The organism is Arthrobacter sp. STN4 (assembly GCF_024539665.1).
Lineage (GTDB): Bacteria > Actinomycetota > Actinomycetes > Actinomycetales > Micrococcaceae > Specibacter.
Genome location: NZ_JAKZGX010000015.1, coordinates 77,116 through 96,589, shown reverse-complemented (window position 1 = coordinate 96,589; position 19,474 = coordinate 77,116). Strand labels below are relative to the sequence as shown.

Genomic DNA, 19,474 nt, shown 5'->3' with positions numbered 1-19,474 from the left:
GCTGCGGCACTGGCAGCCGGCCGCCCGCCACTGCTTGAACACGCACTCAGTGCCAACATCGGCACCACGACGGCAACCACCGCCACCTTCCGCCACGGGATCTTCCTCACTTGCGGTCTCCTTCATTTGGGGTTTCTGCCAAGCGTCCGCGCCCGGCCCGTATATTCCGCTACATAGATCATCGTGATCCCCGTCACTAAAGTCAAGGGTTTGTCCTGACATTAGGATGTTTTTACGTAATCAAAGGACTTTTCGATTCTTGTTGGCGGATGCCAAACTGCTGTTCCGACCGCCCGCCGGCAGGTATGTAGGGGGTCCGGCCGCACTGCAAGGACGACGGCGGGGCACTCTTGAATCGGCAGCGCGCCCTCCGCCTGCATCAAGAACCTGGCGCCGGCCTATGCATGTAAGCCGCAAATTCATCGACAGCCACGCAACACCGAATTAAAATTCATTGCGTATGCAGCAGACGTCACAAGTGCCGAAACAGCCATCACGCCCGCACCGTCAGCAGGGCGCGGCGGCTGGCCGGCACGTCACTACGGAAACGACCCGAAGAGGCGATGCACATGATGCCGTCCACTTACCAGCAGCTGGCCTTCAGCCGGCCTGGCGACGGCATCCTGCTGGTCACCTTGAACCGGCCGGAGAAGCTTAACGCCACCGACGAGCAGATGCACGGCGAACTCGCACGGGTATGGCGGGACGTCGCCAACGACCCCCAAACGCGCGTGGCCGTCATTACCGGCGCCGGCACGGCCTTCAGTGCCGGCGGCGACCTCGACATGGTGGAGCGGCTGGCCGGCAATTCCGACCGCGTGAGGCACATGCTCGCCGAAATGAGCCAGTTGGTCTACGGCATCGTCAATTGCGACAAACCCGTGGTCGCGGCCATCAACGGGGTGGCCGTTGGCGCCGGGCTCGCCGTTGCCCTGCTTGCAGACATCTCCATTTGTGCCGACGACGCCCGTCTCGGCGACGGCCACGTCAAGCTGGGCGTGGCCGCCGGCGACCATGCAGCGATCATCTGGCCGCTTCTGGCGGGCATGGCCAAGGCCCGTTACTACCTGTTGACCGGCGAGATGCTCACCGGGGCGGAGGCCGAGCGGATTGGCCTGGTCAGCCGGGCTGTCCCCCGGGAGCAGGTGTTGGATGAGGCGCTGCGCGTGGCCACAGGCCTTGCACACGGCTCGCAAACGGCGATCCAGTTGACCAAGCGGGCCATGAACGGCTGGCTCCGCGCCGCCGGACCGATTTTCGACCAGTCGGCAGCCTACGAGATGCTCGGGTTCCTGGGACCGGATGTGCTCGAGGGGGTCGCCGCACTCCGCGGAATACGGGCGCCGAATTTTCCATCCGCCACCGCCCCGGAGCCATGACTTTGGCGGCAAGGAAGAAATCCTGCCGGAGTCCCCCATCGTTCCCGGGCAACGGGACCGCCAGCGAAGCCTCCTTGCCGCGGCGCCGTGCCGGGCGATTTCGCGTAAGGGGCATCCGTCCGCTACTCTTGAGAGGTTGCTTTTGCGGATCAGTTGATGGCCGGTCAAGGGCAATGGATCGGGGTGTGGCGCAGCTTGGTAGCGCGCGTCGTTCGGGACGACGAGGCCGCAGGTTCAAATCCTGTCACCCCGACCAAGAACTGAAGGCAGTGTCCGCACGGACGCTGCCTTCAGTGTTTCCGGGACCAGTGTTTCCGGGACCAGTGTTTCCGGCCCCGCCGGCTGCCTCGCGCCCGCGTCGAAACACTCCACCCAGCGCTGCCCCTGCGCGCTTGCGCCTTACATGCGGCAAACATGACGGCTACCCCCACACGCCGCCCAAAGAGCACCGAAACAATTCATGGCAAACCTCCAGCAAACTCTCCAATGCACGCCGAACGCCGGGTGTAGCCTAGGTCACGCAGCACCGGAACCGCCAAAGGAGATGGTTTTCCCATGAGCACAACACAAGAAAGCAAACAGCAGGGAGGGGCTCCCGAACAAGGAACCAAACTCAAGCGGCACCTGGGGCCGATCGGACTACTGTTTACCGCCATCGGCTCCATCATCGGCTCGGGCTGGCTGTTCGGAGCCTACAACGCCTCACAAATTGCCGGGCCCGCGGCAATCTTTTCCTGGCTGATCGCCGGACTCATGGTCCTGATGATCGGCCTTTGCTATGCCGAACTCGGCCCGATGTTCCCGATCTCCGGCGGCGTGGTCAGGTACCCCCACCTGGTGTGGGGATCCTTCGCCAGCTATTCACTGGGCTTCATCACCTGGATCAGCTCCGCCGCCGTCCCGGCCATCGAGGTCATGGGTGCACTGACCTACGCCACCAAATACGCGCCCTTCACCATCGCCCAGCGGGTTGCCAACACCACCGTGCACACGTTGACGCCGGTGGGCATCCTGATTGCCGTGATCCTGATGGCCATCTTTGTTGTCATCAACTACTACGGTGTTCGCCTGTTCGCCCAGATCAACAATGTCCTGGTGTGGTGGAAGCTCGTCATCATCCTGCTGGTCATCGCCACGTTCCTGGTCATGGCCTTCGGCACCACGCAGATGGGCACGCTGAACAACTTCACATCATTGGGCTTTGCGCCCTCCGGCGCACCCGCAATCTTTACCTGCATCGCCACCGCAGGCATCACGTTCTCCTTCCTCGGCTTCCGGCAGGGCATTGAACTGGCCGGTGAGACGTCGAACCCGAAACGCAACATTCCCTTCGCCATCATCGGCTCCGTGGGCATCACGGCCGTCATTTACGCCCTGCTGCAGGTGGCCTTCACCATGGGCATCCCCGAGCACGTGCTGCAAAGCTCAGGCAGCTGGTCGCACTTGACGTTCACCAACGACTTTGGCCCGCTCGCGGCCCTGGCCACGATGGGCGGGCTGACCTGGCTGGCCTACCTGCTGTATGCCGACGCCATCATCTCCCCGACCGACACCGGCCTGATCTACACCACCATTGCCGCCCGCGTCTCCTACGCGCAGGGCCGAAACGGCAATGCCCCGCGCTGGCTGGCCCGCACCAACAGCCACGGCGTGCCTCACTGGAGCCTCTTCCTGACCTTTTTGGTGGGGCTGGTGATGTTCCTGCCGTTCCCGAGCTGGCAACAGCTGGTCGGCTTCATCACCTCCGCCACGGTGCTGTCCTTTGGCTCCGGCCCGCTGGTGGTGGCCACGCTGCGGCGTCAAATGGCCGGCCGGGCCCGCCCCTTCAAGCTCCCGGGCGGCTACACCATCCCGCTGATCGCGTTCTATTGTGCAAACCTGATCGTGTACTGGGGCGGGTGGACCACCAACATGAAGATCTTCATCACCATCCTGCTCGGCTACATCCTGCTGGTCATCTTCGAATTCACCGGCGACCGCAAAACCAAGCCGAAGCTGGACTTCAGGGCCGGCGCCATCTGGCTGATCCCGTGGCTCGTCCTGGTCGGGGTGCAAAGCTGGTTGATGGATCCCGCCGAGCACCCGGTCCTGTTCTGGTGGGCCTTCCTCAGCAACGCAGTCATCACCGTGGTGGTTTTCATCCTCGCCCTGAACTCGCACCTGCCGCTGGCCAAGGTGCAGCAGTACATCGACGACGCCGAGGAGGAGTCGCGCGACGAGGAGGAACTGGCCGTCTAGGCTGCCCGGATACAATGGGGGGCATGACTGAGACACTGGCACCGATGGGCGGCCACGATACTGGCGCCCGGAATGGCAGCCGGGCCGGCACGCCGGCCCGGCCCGGTGCCCCCGCCACGTTCCAGGTGCCCTGACATCGACCTCAACAGTTCAGGGGCACCGGCGTGACCTCATGGCTCGAGGCCGTGCCCGCGTTCGGCATGGCCCTGCTGATCCTTGGCGTGCCCGGCGCCGCCGTCGTCACGGCGCTGCGCATCCGCGGCCTCCCCGCACTGTGCCTGGCACCTGCCGTGTCCGTCTCGGTGGCGGCCGTCAGCGCGGTGGTGGCACCACTCATCCACCTGCCGTGGGGCTGGCCCGTGCTGCTGCTGGGCACGGCCATCGCCACGGCGGCCGCCTGGCTGGCCCGCCGTTTCATTCCGGCCCTGCAGCCGGCGGCCGGGGCGGTCCCGGCCGGCCCCGCCGCCCCGCACCGGCGGAGGGCGTCCCGCGCAACCCTGCAGGCCGCCGTCGCCGGTGTCCTGGTGGCGCTGGCCGTCACCACGGTGTTCCTGGTGGTCGTCTCGCCCAGCCCCGGGCAGTTCACCCAGGGCTACGACTCCGTGTTCCATCTCAACGCCACGGAATATGCCGTGGAGACCCGGAATGCGTCGTCGTTCGCCATCTCCGGGTTCATCCTGCCTGCCGGAGCCTCGGTGTTTTACCCCGGCGCCTGGCACGGGCTGGCGAGCCTGCTGGTGATCTCGACCGGGATCAGCGTCCCGGCGGCCACGAACATCCTCTGGCTGGCGGTGGCCGGGCTCGTCTGGCCGCTGTCTTGCGTGTTCCTGGCCCGGACCGTGTTTGGCGAACGGCGCGTCATGCTGCTGGCGGCAGGCGCCCTCGCCGCCGCGTTTCCCGCGTTCCCCTACCTGCTGCTCCAATACGGCTCCGCCTACCCGAACATGCTCTCCAACGCGCTGGTTCCCGCCGGCGCGGCCCTGGTGCTGCTGATCCTCAGCCCATCCGCTCGCCCGCCGCTGGAACCGGCCCTGGCGCTGGCGGCAATTGTGCTGTTCCTGCCGGGGCTGGCCATGGCCCAACCCAACGGCGTGTTCAGCATCCTGCTGGTGCTCACCCCCCTGCTGGTCCAGCGGGTGTGGCTGTGGCTGCGCAAGGGGTTCGCGGACAGCCGCGGCCAGGGTTGGACACGCGCCGCCGTGCTGGCGGCGTCGGTGGCCGCCGTGGCGGGCGGCCTGCTGTCCCTGCCCCAAGTCAGGGGTCTGTTCAACTACACCAGCCCGGCGTTCCTGCCGTTCCCGCTGGCCTTCCTGCGCAACATCACCCAGGCACCGGCCCCCATCTGGTTCCCGGCCGCAGCCCTGCTCCTGCTGGTGCTGGCCGGTGCGTGGACGGCGGCCAAGGTCCACGGCAGGCGCTGGGTGCCGGCCTCGCTGCTGCTGGTCGCCTTCACCTACCCGCTGTCCTCCGGCACCAACCTGCCCGCGGCCAACGTGGTCATGGCCCCGTGGTGGGACAACCCGGAACGGATCGCGGCCCTGATGCCGTTGGTCGCCGTCCCCCTCGCCGCCCTGGGGGTGGACCGCCTGGCCGGCTGGCTCCCCACCAGGCACCCGCGCGTCCGCCTGGTCTCCCGGCGCGGGGGGACGACGACGGCGGCAGCGGCCCTCGCCGTCGTCCTCGCCTTCTCAAACCCCGGCTTTTGGCAGATGGCCGGCGCCGTGGGGCAGATGTACAACGTCCCGGCGAAGCCGGACAGCCTGGCCCAGGTGGATGCCCAGGAGCTGGCGCTGATCCACCGGCTCGACTCCCTCACCACGCCGAAGGACGTCATCGCCAACAACCCGTACAACGGCTCGGCCCTGGCCATGGCCCTGGCCGGCCGGCACATGCTCTTTCCCTACAGCTCCCAGGGCAGCCTCACGGCAGACCAATACACGCTGCGCTTCTGGCTCAACCGCGTGGGCAGCGACCAGGCGGTGTGCGCCGCCGCCAAGCGCCTGGGCGTGACGTACCTGCTGGACTTTGGCACCGATTACATCCCGGCCTTCAACAACCCCCGCTCTCTGTACCCCGGCGTCACCCTGGCGTCCGGGACCCAGGGTTTCACGCTCGTGGCACGGGACGGACATGCCGCCTTGTACAAGCTGACGCTGTGCGCCGGCGTGCCCGTGTAGGCCCCGTTCCAAACCGCTGCGGCGCACCGGAGGGTCGCTGCCCTGACAAGCCTGGTTGACAACATTTGTAGATGGTTATCACAAACTAGTCATAGCGTTTAGAGTTGTTAATAAGATTCGCACTGATGCCGCAGTTTGTCGGCACGGCGGTTTGCAAGAGGAGACCATAGTGGGCAGCAGTTTTGGCGTTCGACTACGGCAGGAACGCCTGGCAAGGAACCTCACCCAGTCCGAGCTGGGCGGTGCGCTGTACTCGGCCAGTTACATCTCCCTGCTCGAAAACGGGCGCCGGGAACCAACCGTTGAAATCATCAAGCAGCTCTCCCTCCAGCTGCAGCTGGCACCGCACTCCATCGAGGAATGGATGCAGCCCATCTCCGCGGAGGAAAGCGGCTACCTGATTGCCTCCCTATACGCACGCCAGTGCTGGGACACCCGCGACTATGTGGGTGCCGCCCAAAGCGCCGGTGCCGCCGCCGAGAAGGCACTTGCCAGCCACGACGCCGTCACGTGGTGGAACATGGCCTACCTGCAGGCGAACTCGCTGCTGCGCTGCGGGGGCCAGGCCGAGGCCCTCGAGGTCCTCCAGGCGCTGCTGGGCCACGCCCTTACCTCCGACAGCGATGCGCTGACGCTGCGCACCCGCCAGAGCATGTCCTCCGCGCTGCTGAGCCTGGGCCGCCTGCCCGAGGCCATCGAAGAGGCCACGCTCGCCGTCGAAATCGGCTCCGGCGACACCGACGAGGAATATACCGCCTACCTGATTGCCATGCAGACCCTCGTGGGCGCGCTGGCCGAGGCCGGCGACCTCGAAGCTGCCTGGCAGCACTGCCTGACGCTGGCCGAGGCTGTCACGGATGCCACGCCGTCGCAGCTGGCGGGGGAAATCCACTGGGTCATCGGCAACGTCGCGTTCATCCGCCAGGACGTCAACACCGGGCTGTTCCACCACGCCCAGGCCGGCCGGCTGCTCTCGCCCACGCAGGACCTGGCCCGGTGGGCCCAGTTCAACAAGGCCACCGCCTGGGTCCGGCTGGCCGCCGGGATTGTGGAGCCGGCCACGCTCGAGGCGATCGAACGCAGCGAACTGGCGCATTCCGTGGTGGGCGCCACGCGCACCGAGACGCTGGAGGTGGTGCTGTTGCGGGCCCGCTGGCTCTATCTCAACGGCGACATGACGGGGGCTCTGGCGCTGCTGGAAAGCATCGGCTCCGAACGCGAAACCCTGGCCACGCACATCGCCGGGGACACCGCGATGCTGCTGGGCAAGGTGCTCAAGGCGCAGGACCGCACCGAAGAGGCCTTGGCCGCCTTCAACGAGGCCAAGGCCCGGTTCACTGAGGCCGGCGCCACGGACAAGATCTCCCAGGTCACGGAAAGCATTGTGGAGATCGAGTCGCTACGCCGGTCCGGCAGCCGGAGCGGCAGCTAGCTGAACGTCCTGCCGGTCAGGCGCTCATAGGCTTCCACATACCGGGCGCGGGTGCGTTCGACGACGTCGGCGGGCAGCGCCGGCGGCGGCGTGTCCGAGTTCCGGTCCCAGCCGGATGCGGCACTGGTGAGCCAGTCGCGCACGTACTGCTTGTCGAAGCTGGGCTGCGCCCGCCCCGGGGACCACAGTTCGGCGTCCCAGAAGCGCGAGGAATCCGGGGTGAGGACCTCGTCGCCCAGGGTGACGGTGCCGGTGGCCGGGTCGGTGCCGAACTCCACCTTGGTGTCCGCCAGGACGATCCCGCGGCTGCGCGCCACCGCTTCGGCCTTGGCATAGATTTCCAGCGTCAGGCTGCGCAGCGTGCCGGCTGATTCCGCGCCGACCGTGTCCACCATGGCTTCAAAGGTGATGTTTTCATCATGCGTGCCCACCTCGGCCTTCGCCGACGGCGTGAAGATGGCCTGCTCCAGGCGGGAGCCGTCCTCCAGCCCAGCCGGCAGCGGCAGCCCGCACACGGTCTGCTGCCGGCGGTACTCCAGCAGCCCCGATCCCGTCAGGTAGCCGCGAGCGATGCACTCGATGGGGAACATGTCCAGCTTTTTGCAGACCATGGCCCGCCCGGCAACCCCCGCCGGGACGCCGTCGGCCACCGTGGTGGCCACGAGGTGGTTCGGGACGTCGAGCTGGTCAAACCACCACAGGCTCAGCTGGGTCAGGACGCGCCCCTTGTCCGGGATTTCGGTGGCCAGGATGGTGTCAAAGGCGCTGATCCTGTCGCTTGCCACCACCAGTACGACGTCGGTCCGGCCGGCGAACGGCCCTGGGCCGCCGGCCGCGGGCCGGTAGAGGTCCCTGACCTTGCCGGAGTAGATGTGTTCCCAGCCGGGCAGCTGGGTTGCAGTCGTTGGTGCCGAAGTCATCTTTTCTCGTCCTTATGCCTGGGCGGCCGGGCCGGCCACGGTGATTTCGCCTCGCGCGGCCTTGGCTGCGATGTCGGTCCGGTATTGGCCCCCGTCCAGGGAGATTTGCGCGATGCCCGCATAGGCCCGCTCACGGGCATCCTCGAGATCGGTGCCCAGGCCGACCACGGCCAAGACGCGCCCGCCGGCGCTGACGGTGTTGCCGTCGTCGTCCAGGGCCGTGCCGGCATGGAGCACGTGCACACCTTCCAGGCGCCGCGCTTTCTTCAGCCCGCGGAGGCGGTCGCCGGTGCGCGGGGAATCGGGGTAGTTGGCGCTGGCCAGGACCACGGCCACGGCGGTCTCGGGCGACCAGCGGAGTTCGTCCACTTCCCCGAGCTGGCCCTTCGCCGCGGCCAGCAGAAGGCCGCCCAACGGCGTCTTGAGACGCGCCAGGACGGCCTGCGTCTCGGGGTCGCCGAAGCGGGCGTTGAATTCAATGACCCGGGTGCCGCGGCTGGTCAGCGCCAGCCCGCAGTACAGGACGCCCGTAAACGGCGTGCCCCGGCGGGCCATTTCATCGATGGTGGGCTGGGCAACACGGTCGATGACATCCTGGACCAGGTTCTCCGGCACCCACTCCAGCGGCGAGTACGCGCCCATGCCGCCGGTGTTGGGGCCTTCGTCGCCGTCGAAGATGCGCTTGAAGTCCTGGGCAGGTGCCAGCGGCACCACGGTCCGGCCGTCGGCGAGGACAAAGAGTGACACTTCGGGCCCGTCCAGGAATTCCTCGATGACCACGGTGCCTCCGGCGTCAAAGCAGCTTTGTGCGTGCGCCAGTGCCTCGGCACGGTCGGAAGTGACCACCACGCCCTTGCCGGCGGCCAGCCCGTCGTCCTTGACCACGTAGGGCGCCCCGAAGGTGTCGAGGGCGTCTGCCGCCTCGTCGGGGGTGGCGGCGACCTTGGCCATGGCGGTGGGCACCTGGGCCTCGGCCATGACGGCCTTGGCAAAGGCCTTGGAGGCCTCCAGCTGCGCTGCCTCCCGGCTGGGGCCAAACACGGGGATGCCTGCCGCCCGTACGGCGTCGGCCACGCCCGCGGCCAGCGGGGCCTCTGGCCCCACCACCACCAGGTCGCTCTCGAGCTTCACCGCGAGGGCCGTCACGGCAGCCGGATCGTTGGCGTCGATCCTGTGCGTGGGCACAATTTCGGAGATTCCGGCGTTGCCGGGAGCCGCATGGACCTCCGTCACGCTGGGATCACTCAGCAGGGATCGGACAATGGCATGTTCGCGGCCGCCCGGGCCAATCACTAGGACCTTCACGCTACAAGGGTACTGTGCTTCGCGCCCGGGCCCGTAAAGTGCCGCAGGCATGGGACGGCCGCCCCGTCAATGGGCACCGCTGCCCCCGCGGAACCGTTGCGGCCGCACGCAACATGCCACCGCAACGGCACGATGTCATTGCCCTGCACAGGCCGGCTTGATAGCTTACGAGGACCGGGCGCCCGGGCGTTGAATGCCATCCGCCCGACCGAAACTTTCAGGGGGGGCAAGTTCATGCACGCAACCACACGCGCTTTCCTTGGGCGCGGAGGTGCGGCCTGCGCCGCCGTTGCCGTGGTGATCGGCAGCACCTTTGCTGCCGGCGCCGCCTACGCCGAGCCGCAAAGCGGGCCGACGGCGGCCACCCAGTCCAGCACGGACTCCCCCACGACGGCGGCCTCCCCCACGAGTGCCGCCACCGCCAGTGCCTCCCCCACGACCGGCACGCCCGCGGCGGCCGCCACCGAAAGCCCGGCCGCGCAGCAGGAGGGCCTCGCGGAGGCCATCAAGCGCGACCTGGGCAAGACGGTTGCCGAGTTTGACGCCAACGGCGAGCTGGCCGGCAAGGCGGCCGGCGTCGAGGCCGAGCTCAGGAAGAGCGACCCCGCGTCAGTGGTTTCCGTGGTCGGGAACGCCCTGAAAGTGGTGACGTCATCCCCCGCGGCGGCCCGGCAGGCAGCCGGCACCACCAAGGTCACCATCGTGCCGGAAAAGGCGCCGGATGCCGCTGCGGCGAAGGCCGCCGCCCCCGGAATCGACGGATTGTTCGCTGAATATGTCAAGGCCTTCGGCGTCCGGAAGCTGCAGTCCATCATGGTCAACGCCGCCGGCGACTACGTCATCCGCACCGGCGATCCGGCCACGGCCGACGCCGCACCTGCCACGGTGCCGCCCACCGCGGCCCCGATGGCCGCGGCCACGGCACCGACGGATTCCGTGGCTGCCTTTGCCGCCCACTACGGAAACGTGGTGGTCAAGGCGGCCGCCGGACCGGCCACCGCCTACGCAGGCGACGTGGTGAACGGACAGGGTTACGCCACCCAGGTCTCCGGCAATGAGTATGACACCTGCTCCGTCGGCTGGAACGGCTTTGACAGGAACGGCAACCCCGCAATCATCTCCGCAGGGCACTGCACCGAGGACGGGGCGCTGAAGCACCCGCAGCTGACCGATCCCCGGCTGGACCCGGCCGGCAGGTCCGGCAGCCCGACCATCGGCCTGATCGGCGCCCTGGGCACGTTTGGCTTTTCCCAGTTCGGCGGTCCCGGCAACAGCGCCGTCACTGGTTTTGACCCGACCACCGGCCAGAACGACCTGGGCAACATCGGCACCGACGTCTCCGTCATTGACAGCCTGGCCCCGGGCTTGAACCAGCTTCCGTTGGTCACGCACTGGTCCGACCCGGCCAACCTTACGGCCCCGGCCACCAAGGTCACCGGGGTTTCCTCCGCCATCATTGGCTCCGACATCTGCAAGTCCGGCCGCACCACCGGCTGGACCTGCGGCACCGTTGCGGAGGTGGGCGTCTTCCTGGTCGGCGGCGTCCAGGACCCCCAGAGCATCGCTGATGTCCGCGCCGTGCGGGGCTTTGGCTCGACCACGATGGCCAGCGGTCCGGGCGATTCCGGCGGCCCGGTCATCTCCGGCACCACGGCCGTGGGCATGACCAGTGCCGGCGGCACGGACCCATCCGGCACGGCCTGGGCCTACAGCGCCGACCTGGTGACCGCGTTGAATGCAACTGACGGCTACACCGTCAAGATCCATCTCAACACCCCCACGTTGGACACCCCCGCCAACCACGGGACCATCCGCCCCGGCGGCACCATCACCGGCACGGTGGCGGGCGCCCCGGCGGGCACGGTGGCAGTCATCACCCTTGCCGGCAAAAAGACCACGGCCACTGTTGACGCATCAGGCAACTTCACGTTCGCGGCCCCAAGGTCCTACGGTTCCTTTACGTTTTCCGCGCAGGCCAAGAACGGTTTCAGCCTTTCCGCGGCTTCCAGCTTCACGCTGGCCGTCGTCAAGGGCACGCTGCCCGCACCGGCCATCACCGCGCCCGCGCCCAACGGCTCGGCTGCGGCCCCCGTCCGGGCCGTCACGGGCACCGGGACGCCCCACGCAACCATCACGCTGAGCACCTCCGCCGTGCCTGCCGCGGGCACTGCCATGGCGTTGGGCGCCATCACCGGCACCGCCGTGGCGGACGCCAACGGGAAGTGGTCCGTGGCGGTTTCCCCCGCCCTTGCGGCGGGCCGCTACTCCGTCACGGCCAAGCAGTCACTGGCGGACTGGAATGATTCCCAGGCCGCCACCGCCAGGTTCACTGTTGTCCCTGCCGCCCCGGCCGTCACCGCGCCGGCCAACGGCCAGCGCTTTGCGGCGGCCGCCGCGCCGTCGTCCCTCTCCGGCAGCAGCGCCGCCGGCGCTTCCGTGTCCGTCACCGTCGACGGCCAGATGTACAAGGCCCAGGTGTCCGGCTGGACGTGGAAGCTCACCCTCGGTGCCTCTTTCGCACCCGGCACACACAGCATCTCGGCCACCCAGACCATTGACGGGCTCACGTCCGCCGCAGCGGCGTCGTCCTTCACGGTCCTGGCCGCACCAACGGCCGCCGGGCAGCCCACCGCGCCCGCCGCCCCGGCGGCCCAGGGTTCGGTGGACGGCGGCAGCCTGGCCATGACCGGAGCGTCCGGCACCGGCCCCCTCACGGCCGCCGGCGGCGTGCTGCTGCTGGCAGGGGCAGCGCTGCTGCTGTTCCGCCGCCGCAACGCCTCACACTGACAGCAGCACTCCTTCAACAGTACGGAGCAAGACATGAAAGGCAGGAAGATGGCGGCCGTCCTCGTTGCCGCCACCATGACGGGAGCGCTGGCCATGGCCGGATGTGGACAGGAGCAGGCCCCGGCCGGCCCCGGCACGTCCACCACGGGCCCGCAATCGAGTGAAACCACCCCGGCAACCCGGACCTCCACCGAGCTGCTGGCGCTCAAGGACACCTTGAAATCGAAGCTGGGCAGCGCCTACTCCGACTCCTGGATCGAGGGTGGCCGCCTGCATGTGGCGGTCACCACCCCGGAAGCGGAGAAAACCGTCGCCGCTGCCGGCGCCATCCCCAAGCTGGTCACCTTCAATGCCGCCGAGCTGGAATCGGCCCTGAAGTCCGTTGCGGCCTGGCAGGCATCCCTGCCACCCGACCAGGCAGCCGCCATCTACAAAATCATCCCGGACGGGCGCAGCGGCACCGTCACCATCTATGTTGCCGCCGGGCAGCTCGAAGCCATCTCCGCCGCGGCTGCGCAGGCCCGTCCCGCCGGAAAGGTCCCCCTGGCCATCAGGGTTTCCACGGGTCCGGCCACCCCCCTATAGGACATAACGCCAGGGCGCGACGCGCCGCCCGGCACGGGGGCGAAAATAATCGTTAGGATGACACCATGATCCAGACCTTCCGGGCGCACGACGCCGTCGAACTCGCCGTCCTGGAACGCAGTGGATTTGTCGAGTCGAGGCACATTGGTTCCGCCGTGGTCGTGGCGGGCGACGGCTCCGTGGTGACGAAGCTGGGCGCCGTCGGCTCCCCCATCTTCCCGAGGTCCGCCGTCAAGCCCTTCCAGGCCCTGGCCGCCATGCAGTCCGGGGTGCCGCTGCGCGGCGCGCAGGTGGCCATCGCCGCCGGCAGCCACAGCGGCTCGATGGAACACATGGACGTGGTTTCCGGCATGCTCAAGGCCGCCGGGCTGACCGAAAAACACCTGGGCTGCCCGGCCGCCTGGCCCGCCGACCCCGCGGCACGCGCCCGGCTGCTGCGCAGCGACTGCGGCAAATCCAAACTCGCCATGAACTGCTCCGGAAAGCACGCGGCCTTTCTGTGGGCGTGCACCGAAAACGGCTGGGACACGGCCGGCTACCTGGAGCCCAACCACCCCATGCAGCGCGCCGTGCGCACGGTGCTGGAGGAGTACACCGGCCAGCCTGTCCGCCACACGGGCGTTGACGGCTGCGGCGCGCCCGTCATGTCCGTCACGCTCACAGGCCTGGCCCGGGCGTTCACCACGCTGGCCAAGGCACCGTCGGACACGTCGGCCAACGCCCGCGCAGCCACCGTGGCCACCTCCATGCTGGACTACCCCTGGGCCGTGGAAGGCCACGGCCGGCCAAACACCGTGGTCATGGAAGAACTGGGTGTCCTGGCGAAATTGGGGGCCGAAGGCGTGCTGGCGATGGCCACCCCGTCCGGCGCCTCCGTGGCCGTGAAGATGCTCGACGGCAACGGCCGCGCCGGCACCCTCGTGGCACTGACCCTGCTGGCGGCCTGCGGCGCCCTGGACGTGCCGGAAGTGGCCGCCGTATTGGACAAGGTGGTGCCGCCGGTCATGGGCGGCGGCCGGCCTGCCGGCAGCCTTCGCCTGGGCCAGGCCGTCAGTGCCCTCCTGGACTGAAAGGCGCACCGGTGGCTGCCCGACGACGGATTGACCCTGCCGAGGGCAGCGCCGCCCTCGCTGCCTGGACCCTCGGCGGCGCGTCCCGCGCCGTGACCGCCATGGCCGTGCGGTACGCGCTGGAGGAGCTTGCCGCCCGTGCCCCCGGGAACTCCGTGGAGGTGCGGGTGCCTCCCTTTGGGGTCACACAGTGCATTGCCGGCCCCCGCCACACGCGCGGCACCCCGCCCAATGTGGTGGAGTGCGACGCCGGAACCTGGCTTGCGCTGGTGACCGGACAGCTCGCCTGGGGGGACGCCGTCGAACGCGGCCTCCTGGCGGCCTCCGGGCTCCGGGCCGACCTCTCCGGGGAACTGCCGCTGCGCTAGGCGGGTACCCTTGTAGCTATGACTTCCCAGCCAGTTGAGCGCCGCGAACTCACCGTCCGCCGTGCACCCAAGTACGTTCCCTTCATGATCGCCGGTGCCGTGGTCGGCGTGATTGTGGCGGCGATCCTCACACTCACCACCAACGGGGCGCAACAGTTCGACGCCGGCAGCGTCTTCGGCTTTTTCGCCGTGCTGCTGATGCTCCCGGGGGTCGGCCTCGGCGCCGTGGTGGCCCTGGTCATCGACCGCCAGAGCGTCCGCCGCGCCGGCACCGCCATGGTTGAGTCCGTTCCGGAGGACGAATCCGGCGAACTGCCCGCCTGAGTGGCCCGCGTCACGCGGTAGAGGGGCCCGGCATTACGTGAGACAATTTTCTCGTGGCACGCGGAGACGGAAAATTATCACATGACCTTTTGCCCGGCGAAAAGGGCCCCCAGGACGCCTGCGGTGTCCTGGGCATTTGGGCCCCAGGCGAAGAGGTCGCCAAACTAACGTACTACGGGCTGTATTCCCTGCAGCACCGTGGCCAGGAATCAGCCGGAATCGCCACCAGCGACGGCTCCCGGATCAGCGTCTACAAGGACATGGGCCTCGTGTCCCAGGTCTTTGACGAATCGACCCTGAACACCCTGACCGGGCACATGGCAGTGGGGCACTGCCGCTATTCCACCACCGGTGCCGCCAACTGGGCCAACGCCCAGCCCACCCTCGGCGCAACGAGCACCGGCACCGTTGCCTTGGCGCACAACGGCAACCTGACCAACTCCGCCGAACTCCATGAGATGGTGATCGCCGCGTACGGCGTGCCCACCTCCGGCGAAATGGCACAGGGCAACACGACGGACACGGCCCTGGTCACCACCCTGCTCCGGGGCGGGGAGGGCCGTTCGCTCGAAGCCACGGCCATGGAGCTGCTGCCCAAGGTCCACGGCGCGTTTTCCTTTGTCTTCATGGACGAGCACACGCTCTACGCGGCCCGCGACCCCCACGGCGTCCGCCCCCTGGTGCTGGGCCGGCTGGAAAACGGCTGGGTCGTGGCCTCGGAGGGCGCCGCCCTGGCCACCATGGGCGCCAGCTTCATCCGCGACATCGAACCCGGCGAGTTCATTGCCATTGACGAAGATGGCGTGCGCACCCAGCGTTTTGCCGCCGCCACGCCGGCCGGCTGCGTCTTCGAATACGTCTACCTGGCCCGTCCGGACGCCACGATTGCCGGACGCTCCGTCTACGAATCCCGCGTGGAGATGGGCCGCCAGCTGGCACGCGAAAACCGTGCCGAGGCAGACCTCGTCATCCCCGTGCCCGAATCCGGCACCCCGGCAGCCATTGGCTATGCCGAACAGTCCGGCATCCCGTTTGCCCACGGCTTCGTCAAGAACGCCTATGTGGGACGCACCTTCATCCAGCCCAGCGAAACGCTGCGCAAGCTGGGCATCCGGCTCAAGCTCAACGCCCTGGAATCGGTGATCCGCGGCAAGCGCATTGTGGTGGTGGATGACTCCATTGTCCGCGGCAACACCCAGCGTGCGGTGGTGCGCATGCTGCGCGAGGCCGGTGCCGCCGAAGTCCATGTGAAGATCTCCTCGCCGCCCGTGCGCTGGCCATGCTTCTACGGCATCGACTTTGCCTCCCGTGCCGAACTGATCGCCAACGGCGCCGCCGTGGACGAGATCAGCAAGTCGATCGGCGCCGACTCCCTCGCATACATCTCCGAGGACGGCATGATCGACGCCACGCTGCAGCCGCGCGAACAACTGTGCACGGCCTGCTTCACCGGCAACTACCCGATCGAGCTGCCCTCCAGCGACCGCCTGGGCAAGAACCTGCTCGAACGCACCAGGGACGGCGATTCCACCACTTCCACCGGCTGCGACCCGGGACCTGACGCGGAACTGGAATCCATCCTGACCGACCAAGACCGTTCTGCCGCAGACGGTTCCTAAGAATCTTGCAAGGAAGAGACGCCATGACCAACGCCTCCCAGGAATCCAACACCGCCATCACCTACGCCAGTGCGGGGGTGGACACCGAAGCCGGGGACCGCGCCGTCGAACTCATGAAGGAAGCCGTCAAGGCCACGCACGGCCCGTCCGTGGTGGGCGGGTTCGGCGGGTTTGCCGGGCTCTACGACGTCTCCAGGCTGCTCAGCTACAAGAAGCCCTTCCTGGCCACGTCCACGGACGGTGTGGGCACCAAGGTGGCCATCGCCCAGGCCATGGACATCCACGACACCATCGGCTTTGACCTGGTCGGCATGGTGGTGGACGACATCGTGGTGGTGGGCGCAGAACCCCTGTTCATGACCGACTACATTGCCACCGGTAAGGTGGTCCCGGAGCGGATCGCGGACATTGTCCGCGGCATCGCGTCCGCGTGCACCGTGGCCGGCACCGCCCTGGTGGGCGGGGAGACGGCCGAACACCCCGGCCTGCTGGCCCCCGACGAATACGACGTCGCGGGTGCCTGCACGGGCGTTGTCGAGGCGGACCTTCTGCTGGGGCCCGAGCGTGTGCGCGCCGGCGACGTCATCATCGGCATGGCCTCCTCCGGCCTGCACTCCAACGGCTACTCCCTGGTGCGCCGCGTCATCAACCACGCCGGCTGGGCGCTGGACCGCCAGGTCTCCGAGTTTGGCCGCACCCTGGGCGAGGAGCTGCTGGAACCGACGCGGGTGTACGCTGCGGACTGCCTGGACCTGGCCCGCTTGCTGCCCGTCACCGCGGAAAAGGCCGTGCACGGCTTCAGCCACGTCACCGGCGGTGGCCTGGCCGCCAACCTGGCCCGCGTGCTGCCACAGGGCCTTGTGGCCACGGTGGACCGCTCCACGTGGAGCCTGCCAGCCATCTTCAGCCTGGTTTCGCAGCTGGGCAATGTGCCGCTGGCCGACCTGGAGCGCACGCTGAACCTGGGCGTGGGCATGGTGGCCGTTGTCTCCGCCGACGCCGCCGACGCCGCCGTGGAGCGCCTGAACGCCCGCGGCCTGCCGTCCTGGGTCATGGGCACCGTGGCCGCTGAGGACTCCGACGCGGACCGCTCCGGTTCCGACTACACGCAGGGCGCCAAGGGCGTCGACGGCGGCGCCGTCCGCCTCGTGGGCGACTACGCGGCCTAGTTTCACTGGATTCACCGGCCGCCTCCGCACAAAGGACGGCGCTTGCGGGATGGACAGCGTCAAGGCACCGTCGTATTCCGCAAGCGCCGTCCTTCTTGATTAGGGAGCATTGGGTGGGCCCACAAATGCGAGGGCCCCTGGCCGAGGTACGAGGTTAGGGAGGATTGGGTGGGCCCACAAATGCGAGGGCCCCTGGCCGAGGTACGAGGTTAGGGAGCATTTGGGGAACAACAAAATCCCCGCACCAGGCATGGTGCAGGGTTTGTTGCGTTTGTCGGGCTAAGCGCCCCTAGCCGATACGGCGGGAGTCTGCCTCGTCGTCGTCCTCAAACTGATCCGCATATTTGTCTTCATATGCCGAGTAGTCAGGCTCTGCAGGAACCTCAATGTGACGGCTCGGGGCTCGCCGAGTAGTTCCACCGAGCTCTTTTTGCAGAGCTGAATAGTCAGTGTTCGGGGAGTAGTACTTGATGTCCCGAGCCTGCTTGGTTGCCTTCGCCTTTTGACGGCCGCGCCCCATGGCGTGACCCCCTTTTTACACTTGGACCGGAGGTGGTCGCTCGGGCTGAGAGCGAGGCTCCGGAATATTCGGTCAATTTGTCGTACTCCTAGATTACATGACATCCGCAGCGGCTGCTCCCGCCGCCGGATCGTTCTGCCCACGGGCGGTCCCTTATTTTTCCGTGACGGCCGGGAAATATTCGATAGAGTCGAATAAGACGGGGAATTATCCCCTGCAGGGGGACCATAATTTGTGCCCTGGGCGAAGCACATTTCCTTGTGTCCAGGCAAAGCAGTGCGCCGGCAGCCGGCGCACCAGGGAAGGCCAGTTCTTCATGAGCGAACACGACAAGGCAAACGGGACCCCTGCCGGGGAACCACCCGTGGAGGGCCGGTCGCCGGACGGCGGGTCCGCCGGGACCGCTGCGCCCGACGCGGCGCCGGTGCAGCCGGAGGTGGCCGGGGACGAGTTTGAGTTTTCCGAACCGCAACTGGGGGATGCCAAGATCAGCGCGGAGGCTGCCGACAGCGCCGACCTGGACCAGGTGGAGGCGGAGGCTGCCGCGGTTGAACGCGAGGCCGAACGCTCCACGCAGCTGGGAGCCGCCGAGGTCATCTCCTCGGTGCCTGCCGCCGACGTGGACTTTACCGTGCCCCCGCCCGAGCACCACTGGGACGCGGATGACGGGACTGCGCAGGCCCCGAAGGCAACACAGCAGGCCCCGAAGGCAACTGAAGCTCCGAAGGCGGCGGAGGCGGCACCGGAAGGGGGCCCGCGCCGGGTGGGCAGCGGGGTAGATGACGGGTCCGGCTGGCGCCGCCCCGAGACCCGGTGGGAGCAGCCCACCACGCAGTGGCAGCAGTCGGCCACCCCGTGGCAGCCCAGGGCGAATGCGTGGCAGTCGCCGGGCCAGCAGGCCCAGGGCGACGCCGCACCGCCGCCGGACACGCCCCAGCCGGCCGTTCAGCCGAGCCAACCGGACCAGCCGGCCGGAGCACCCCGCACGGCCCAGTCGCGCCCGCCTGCTCCCCTGCCCGAGCCGGGCAGGCAGCAGGGAAACGCAGGAAAGCTGTTGATCGTGCTCGCCATCGTTGTTGCGGGGCTCATCCTCGTCGGCCTGCTGATCTGGCTGGTGGTGGGCCTGGTCCAGGGCGGCACCCAGGCCGCGGCCCCGGCGTCCGGTGCCGCCAGTTCCGAGGCTGTCGCCCCGGCGGATGCCGGTGGCTCGGGCGGGATCATCGTTCCGCAGGCGCAGCCGGGGAACTGGCTCGACGGCGACTGCCTCCGCAGCTTCAACGCAACCCAAATCACGCCGACCGACGTCGTGCTGTGCAGTTCACCGCACTCCGCCCAGGTGGTTGCCTCCTCCGAGTACGGACAGGCCGGGTCCTTCCCCGGAGACGCCGCCGTAAGGGCCAAGGCCAGCCAGCTGTGCAAGGACGCCCCCATCACGGACGCGGCCAGGAAATACAGCGGGCTCCAGGTGTTCCAGTACTTCCCCACGGGCAATTCGTGGAGCACCGGCGACCGCCTGGTCCAGTGCATCGCCGTCGACCCTGCGGGCAACAACATCACGGCGAGCCTGGTCCAGTAGGCCGG

The 19,474-nt window shown here is 68.1% G+C and carries 15 protein-coding genes and 1 tRNA gene; 13 read left to right on the top strand and 3 right to left on the bottom strand.

All coding sequences use genetic code 11. From position 1 onward, the window contains the following. Positions 1–569 precede the first annotated feature (569 nt). From MMF96_RS12350 to MMF96_RS12330, 5 genes are all read left to right on the top strand, one after another. Entirely contained in the window at positions 570–1,379 is an 810-nt protein-coding gene (locus MMF96_RS12350; protein ID WP_176616675.1) for an enoyl-CoA hydratase/isomerase family protein, read from the top strand. A gap of 179 nt (positions 1,380–1,558) precedes the next feature. Next, positions 1,559–1,635 (top strand) — tRNA-Pro (locus MMF96_RS12345). A 299-nt stretch (positions 1,636–1,934) separates the two neighbouring features. After that, complete coding sequence (locus tag MMF96_RS12340; RefSeq protein WP_176616676.1) at positions 1,935–3,617, top strand: APC family permease; 1,683 nt, start codon at positions 1,935–1,937, stop codon at positions 3,615–3,617. A 164-nt stretch (positions 3,618–3,781) separates the two neighbouring features. Beyond that, positions 3,782–5,794 carry a DUF6541 family protein gene (locus MMF96_RS12335; RefSeq protein ID WP_176616677.1) on the top strand — a complete coding sequence of 671 codons (2,013 nt, stop codon included), beginning with the start codon at positions 3,782–3,784 and terminating at the stop codon, positions 5,792–5,794. A 169-nt stretch (positions 5,795–5,963) separates the two neighbouring features. Then, the gene (locus tag MMF96_RS12330) at positions 5,964–7,226 is read left to right on the top strand and encodes a helix-turn-helix transcriptional regulator (RefSeq protein WP_176616678.1); all 1,263 of its coding nucleotides are present in this window, start codon (positions 5,964–5,966) and stop codon (positions 7,224–7,226) included. Here the strand turns inward: MMF96_RS12330 and MMF96_RS12325 are convergent. Next, positions 7,223–8,146, bottom strand: a complete 924-nt coding sequence (locus MMF96_RS12325; protein WP_176616679.1) for a phosphoribosylaminoimidazolesuccinocarboxamide synthase — start codon at positions 8,144–8,146, stop codon at positions 7,223–7,225. The two genes, MMF96_RS12330 and MMF96_RS12325, sit on opposite strands and share 4 nt — an antisense overlap. A 12-nt stretch (positions 8,147–8,158) precedes the next feature. Further along, positions 8,159–9,451 carry a phosphoribosylamine--glycine ligase gene (gene purD / locus MMF96_RS12320; protein ID WP_256883699.1) on the bottom strand — a complete coding sequence of 431 codons (1,293 nt, stop codon included), beginning with the start codon at positions 9,449–9,451 and terminating at the stop codon, positions 8,159–8,161. 234 nt (positions 9,452–9,685) lie between these two features. On the opposite strand from purD, the gene MMF96_RS12315 reads away from it, so the two are divergent. From MMF96_RS12315 to purM, 7 genes are all read left to right on the top strand, one after another. Next, positions 9,686–12,238, top strand: coding sequence for a S1 family peptidase (locus MMF96_RS12315; RefSeq protein ID WP_256883698.1), 2,553 nt, complete (start codon positions 9,686–9,688; stop codon positions 12,236–12,238). A gap of 33 nt (positions 12,239–12,271) precedes the next feature. Beyond that, complete coding sequence (locus tag MMF96_RS12310; RefSeq protein ID WP_176616682.1) at positions 12,272–12,823, top strand: hypothetical protein; 552 nt, start codon at positions 12,272–12,274, stop codon at positions 12,821–12,823. Between the two features lie 65 nt (positions 12,824–12,888). After that, positions 12,889–13,893 carry an asparaginase gene (locus MMF96_RS12305; RefSeq protein ID WP_176616683.1) on the top strand — a complete coding sequence of 335 codons (1,005 nt, stop codon included), beginning with the start codon at positions 12,889–12,891 and terminating at the stop codon, positions 13,891–13,893. An 11-nt stretch (positions 13,894–13,904) separates the two neighbouring features. Beyond that, positions 13,905–14,261 carry a sterol carrier family protein gene (locus MMF96_RS12300; protein ID WP_176616684.1) on the top strand — a complete coding sequence of 119 codons (357 nt, stop codon included), beginning with the start codon at positions 13,905–13,907 and terminating at the stop codon, positions 14,259–14,261. Positions 14,262–14,279: 18 nt separating this feature from the next. Beyond that, positions 14,280–14,585: a hypothetical protein gene (locus MMF96_RS12295; protein WP_176616685.1), complete on the top strand. Its 306-nt coding sequence runs from the start codon at positions 14,280–14,282 to the stop codon at positions 14,583–14,585. A gap of 53 nt (positions 14,586–14,638) precedes the next feature. Then, positions 14,639–16,204 (top strand): amidophosphoribosyltransferase, encoded by a 1,566-nt coding sequence (gene purF, locus MMF96_RS12290; RefSeq protein WP_176616686.1) that lies wholly within the window; start codon positions 14,639–14,641, stop codon positions 16,202–16,204. 23 nt (positions 16,205–16,227) lie between these two features. After that, positions 16,228–17,373, top strand: a complete 1,146-nt coding sequence (gene purM / locus MMF96_RS12285) for a phosphoribosylformylglycinamidine cyclo-ligase (protein ID WP_176616687.1) — start codon at positions 16,228–16,230, stop codon at positions 17,371–17,373. Between the two features lie 289 nt (positions 17,374–17,662). Here the strand turns inward: purM and MMF96_RS12280 are convergent, their stop codons facing one another. Then, positions 17,663–17,893: a DUF3073 domain-containing protein gene (locus MMF96_RS12280; RefSeq protein WP_176616688.1), complete on the bottom strand. Its 231-nt coding sequence runs from the start codon at positions 17,891–17,893 to the stop codon at positions 17,663–17,665. Positions 17,894–18,209: 316 nt separating this feature from the next. Here MMF96_RS12280 and MMF96_RS12275 point away from each other — a divergent pair, with 316 nt between their 5' ends. After that, positions 18,210–19,469, top strand: coding sequence for a septum formation family protein (locus MMF96_RS12275; protein WP_256883697.1), 1,260 nt, complete (start codon positions 18,210–18,212; stop codon positions 19,467–19,469). Positions 19,470–19,474: the final 5 nt, after the last annotated feature.

Excerpts from the sequence above, each read along its gene's own strand:
- MMF96_RS12350 (WP_176616675.1), top strand. The coding sequence starts at position 570 with ATGATGCCGTCCACTTACCAGCAGCTGGCCTTCAGCCGGCCTGGCGAC.
- MMF96_RS12340 (WP_176616676.1), top strand. The coding sequence starts at position 1,935 with ATGAGCACAACACAAGAAAGCAAACAGCAGGGAGGGGCTCCCGAACAA.
- MMF96_RS12325 (WP_176616679.1), bottom strand. The coding sequence starts at position 8,146 with ATGACTTCGGCACCAACGACTGCAACCCAGCTGCCCGGCTGGGAACAC.
- MMF96_RS12315 (WP_256883698.1), top strand. The coding sequence starts at position 9,686 with ATGCACGCAACCACACGCGCTTTCCTTGGGCGCGGAGGTGCGGCCTGC.
- MMF96_RS12310 (WP_176616682.1), top strand. The coding sequence starts at position 12,272 with ATGAAAGGCAGGAAGATGGCGGCCGTCCTCGTTGCCGCCACCATGACG.
- MMF96_RS12305 (WP_176616683.1), top strand. The coding sequence starts at position 12,889 with ATGATCCAGACCTTCCGGGCGCACGACGCCGTCGAACTCGCCGTCCTG.
- MMF96_RS12295 (WP_176616685.1), top strand. The coding sequence starts at position 14,280 with ATGACTTCCCAGCCAGTTGAGCGCCGCGAACTCACCGTCCGCCGTGCA.
- purM (WP_176616687.1), top strand. The coding sequence starts at position 16,228 with ATGACCAACGCCTCCCAGGAATCCAACACCGCCATCACCTACGCCAGT.
- MMF96_RS12280 (WP_176616688.1), bottom strand. The coding sequence starts at position 17,893 with ATGGGGCGCGGCCGTCAAAAGGCGAAGGCAACCAAGCAGGCTCGGGAC.
- MMF96_RS12275 (WP_256883697.1), top strand. The coding sequence starts at position 18,210 with ATGAGCGAACACGACAAGGCAAACGGGACCCCTGCCGGGGAACCACCC.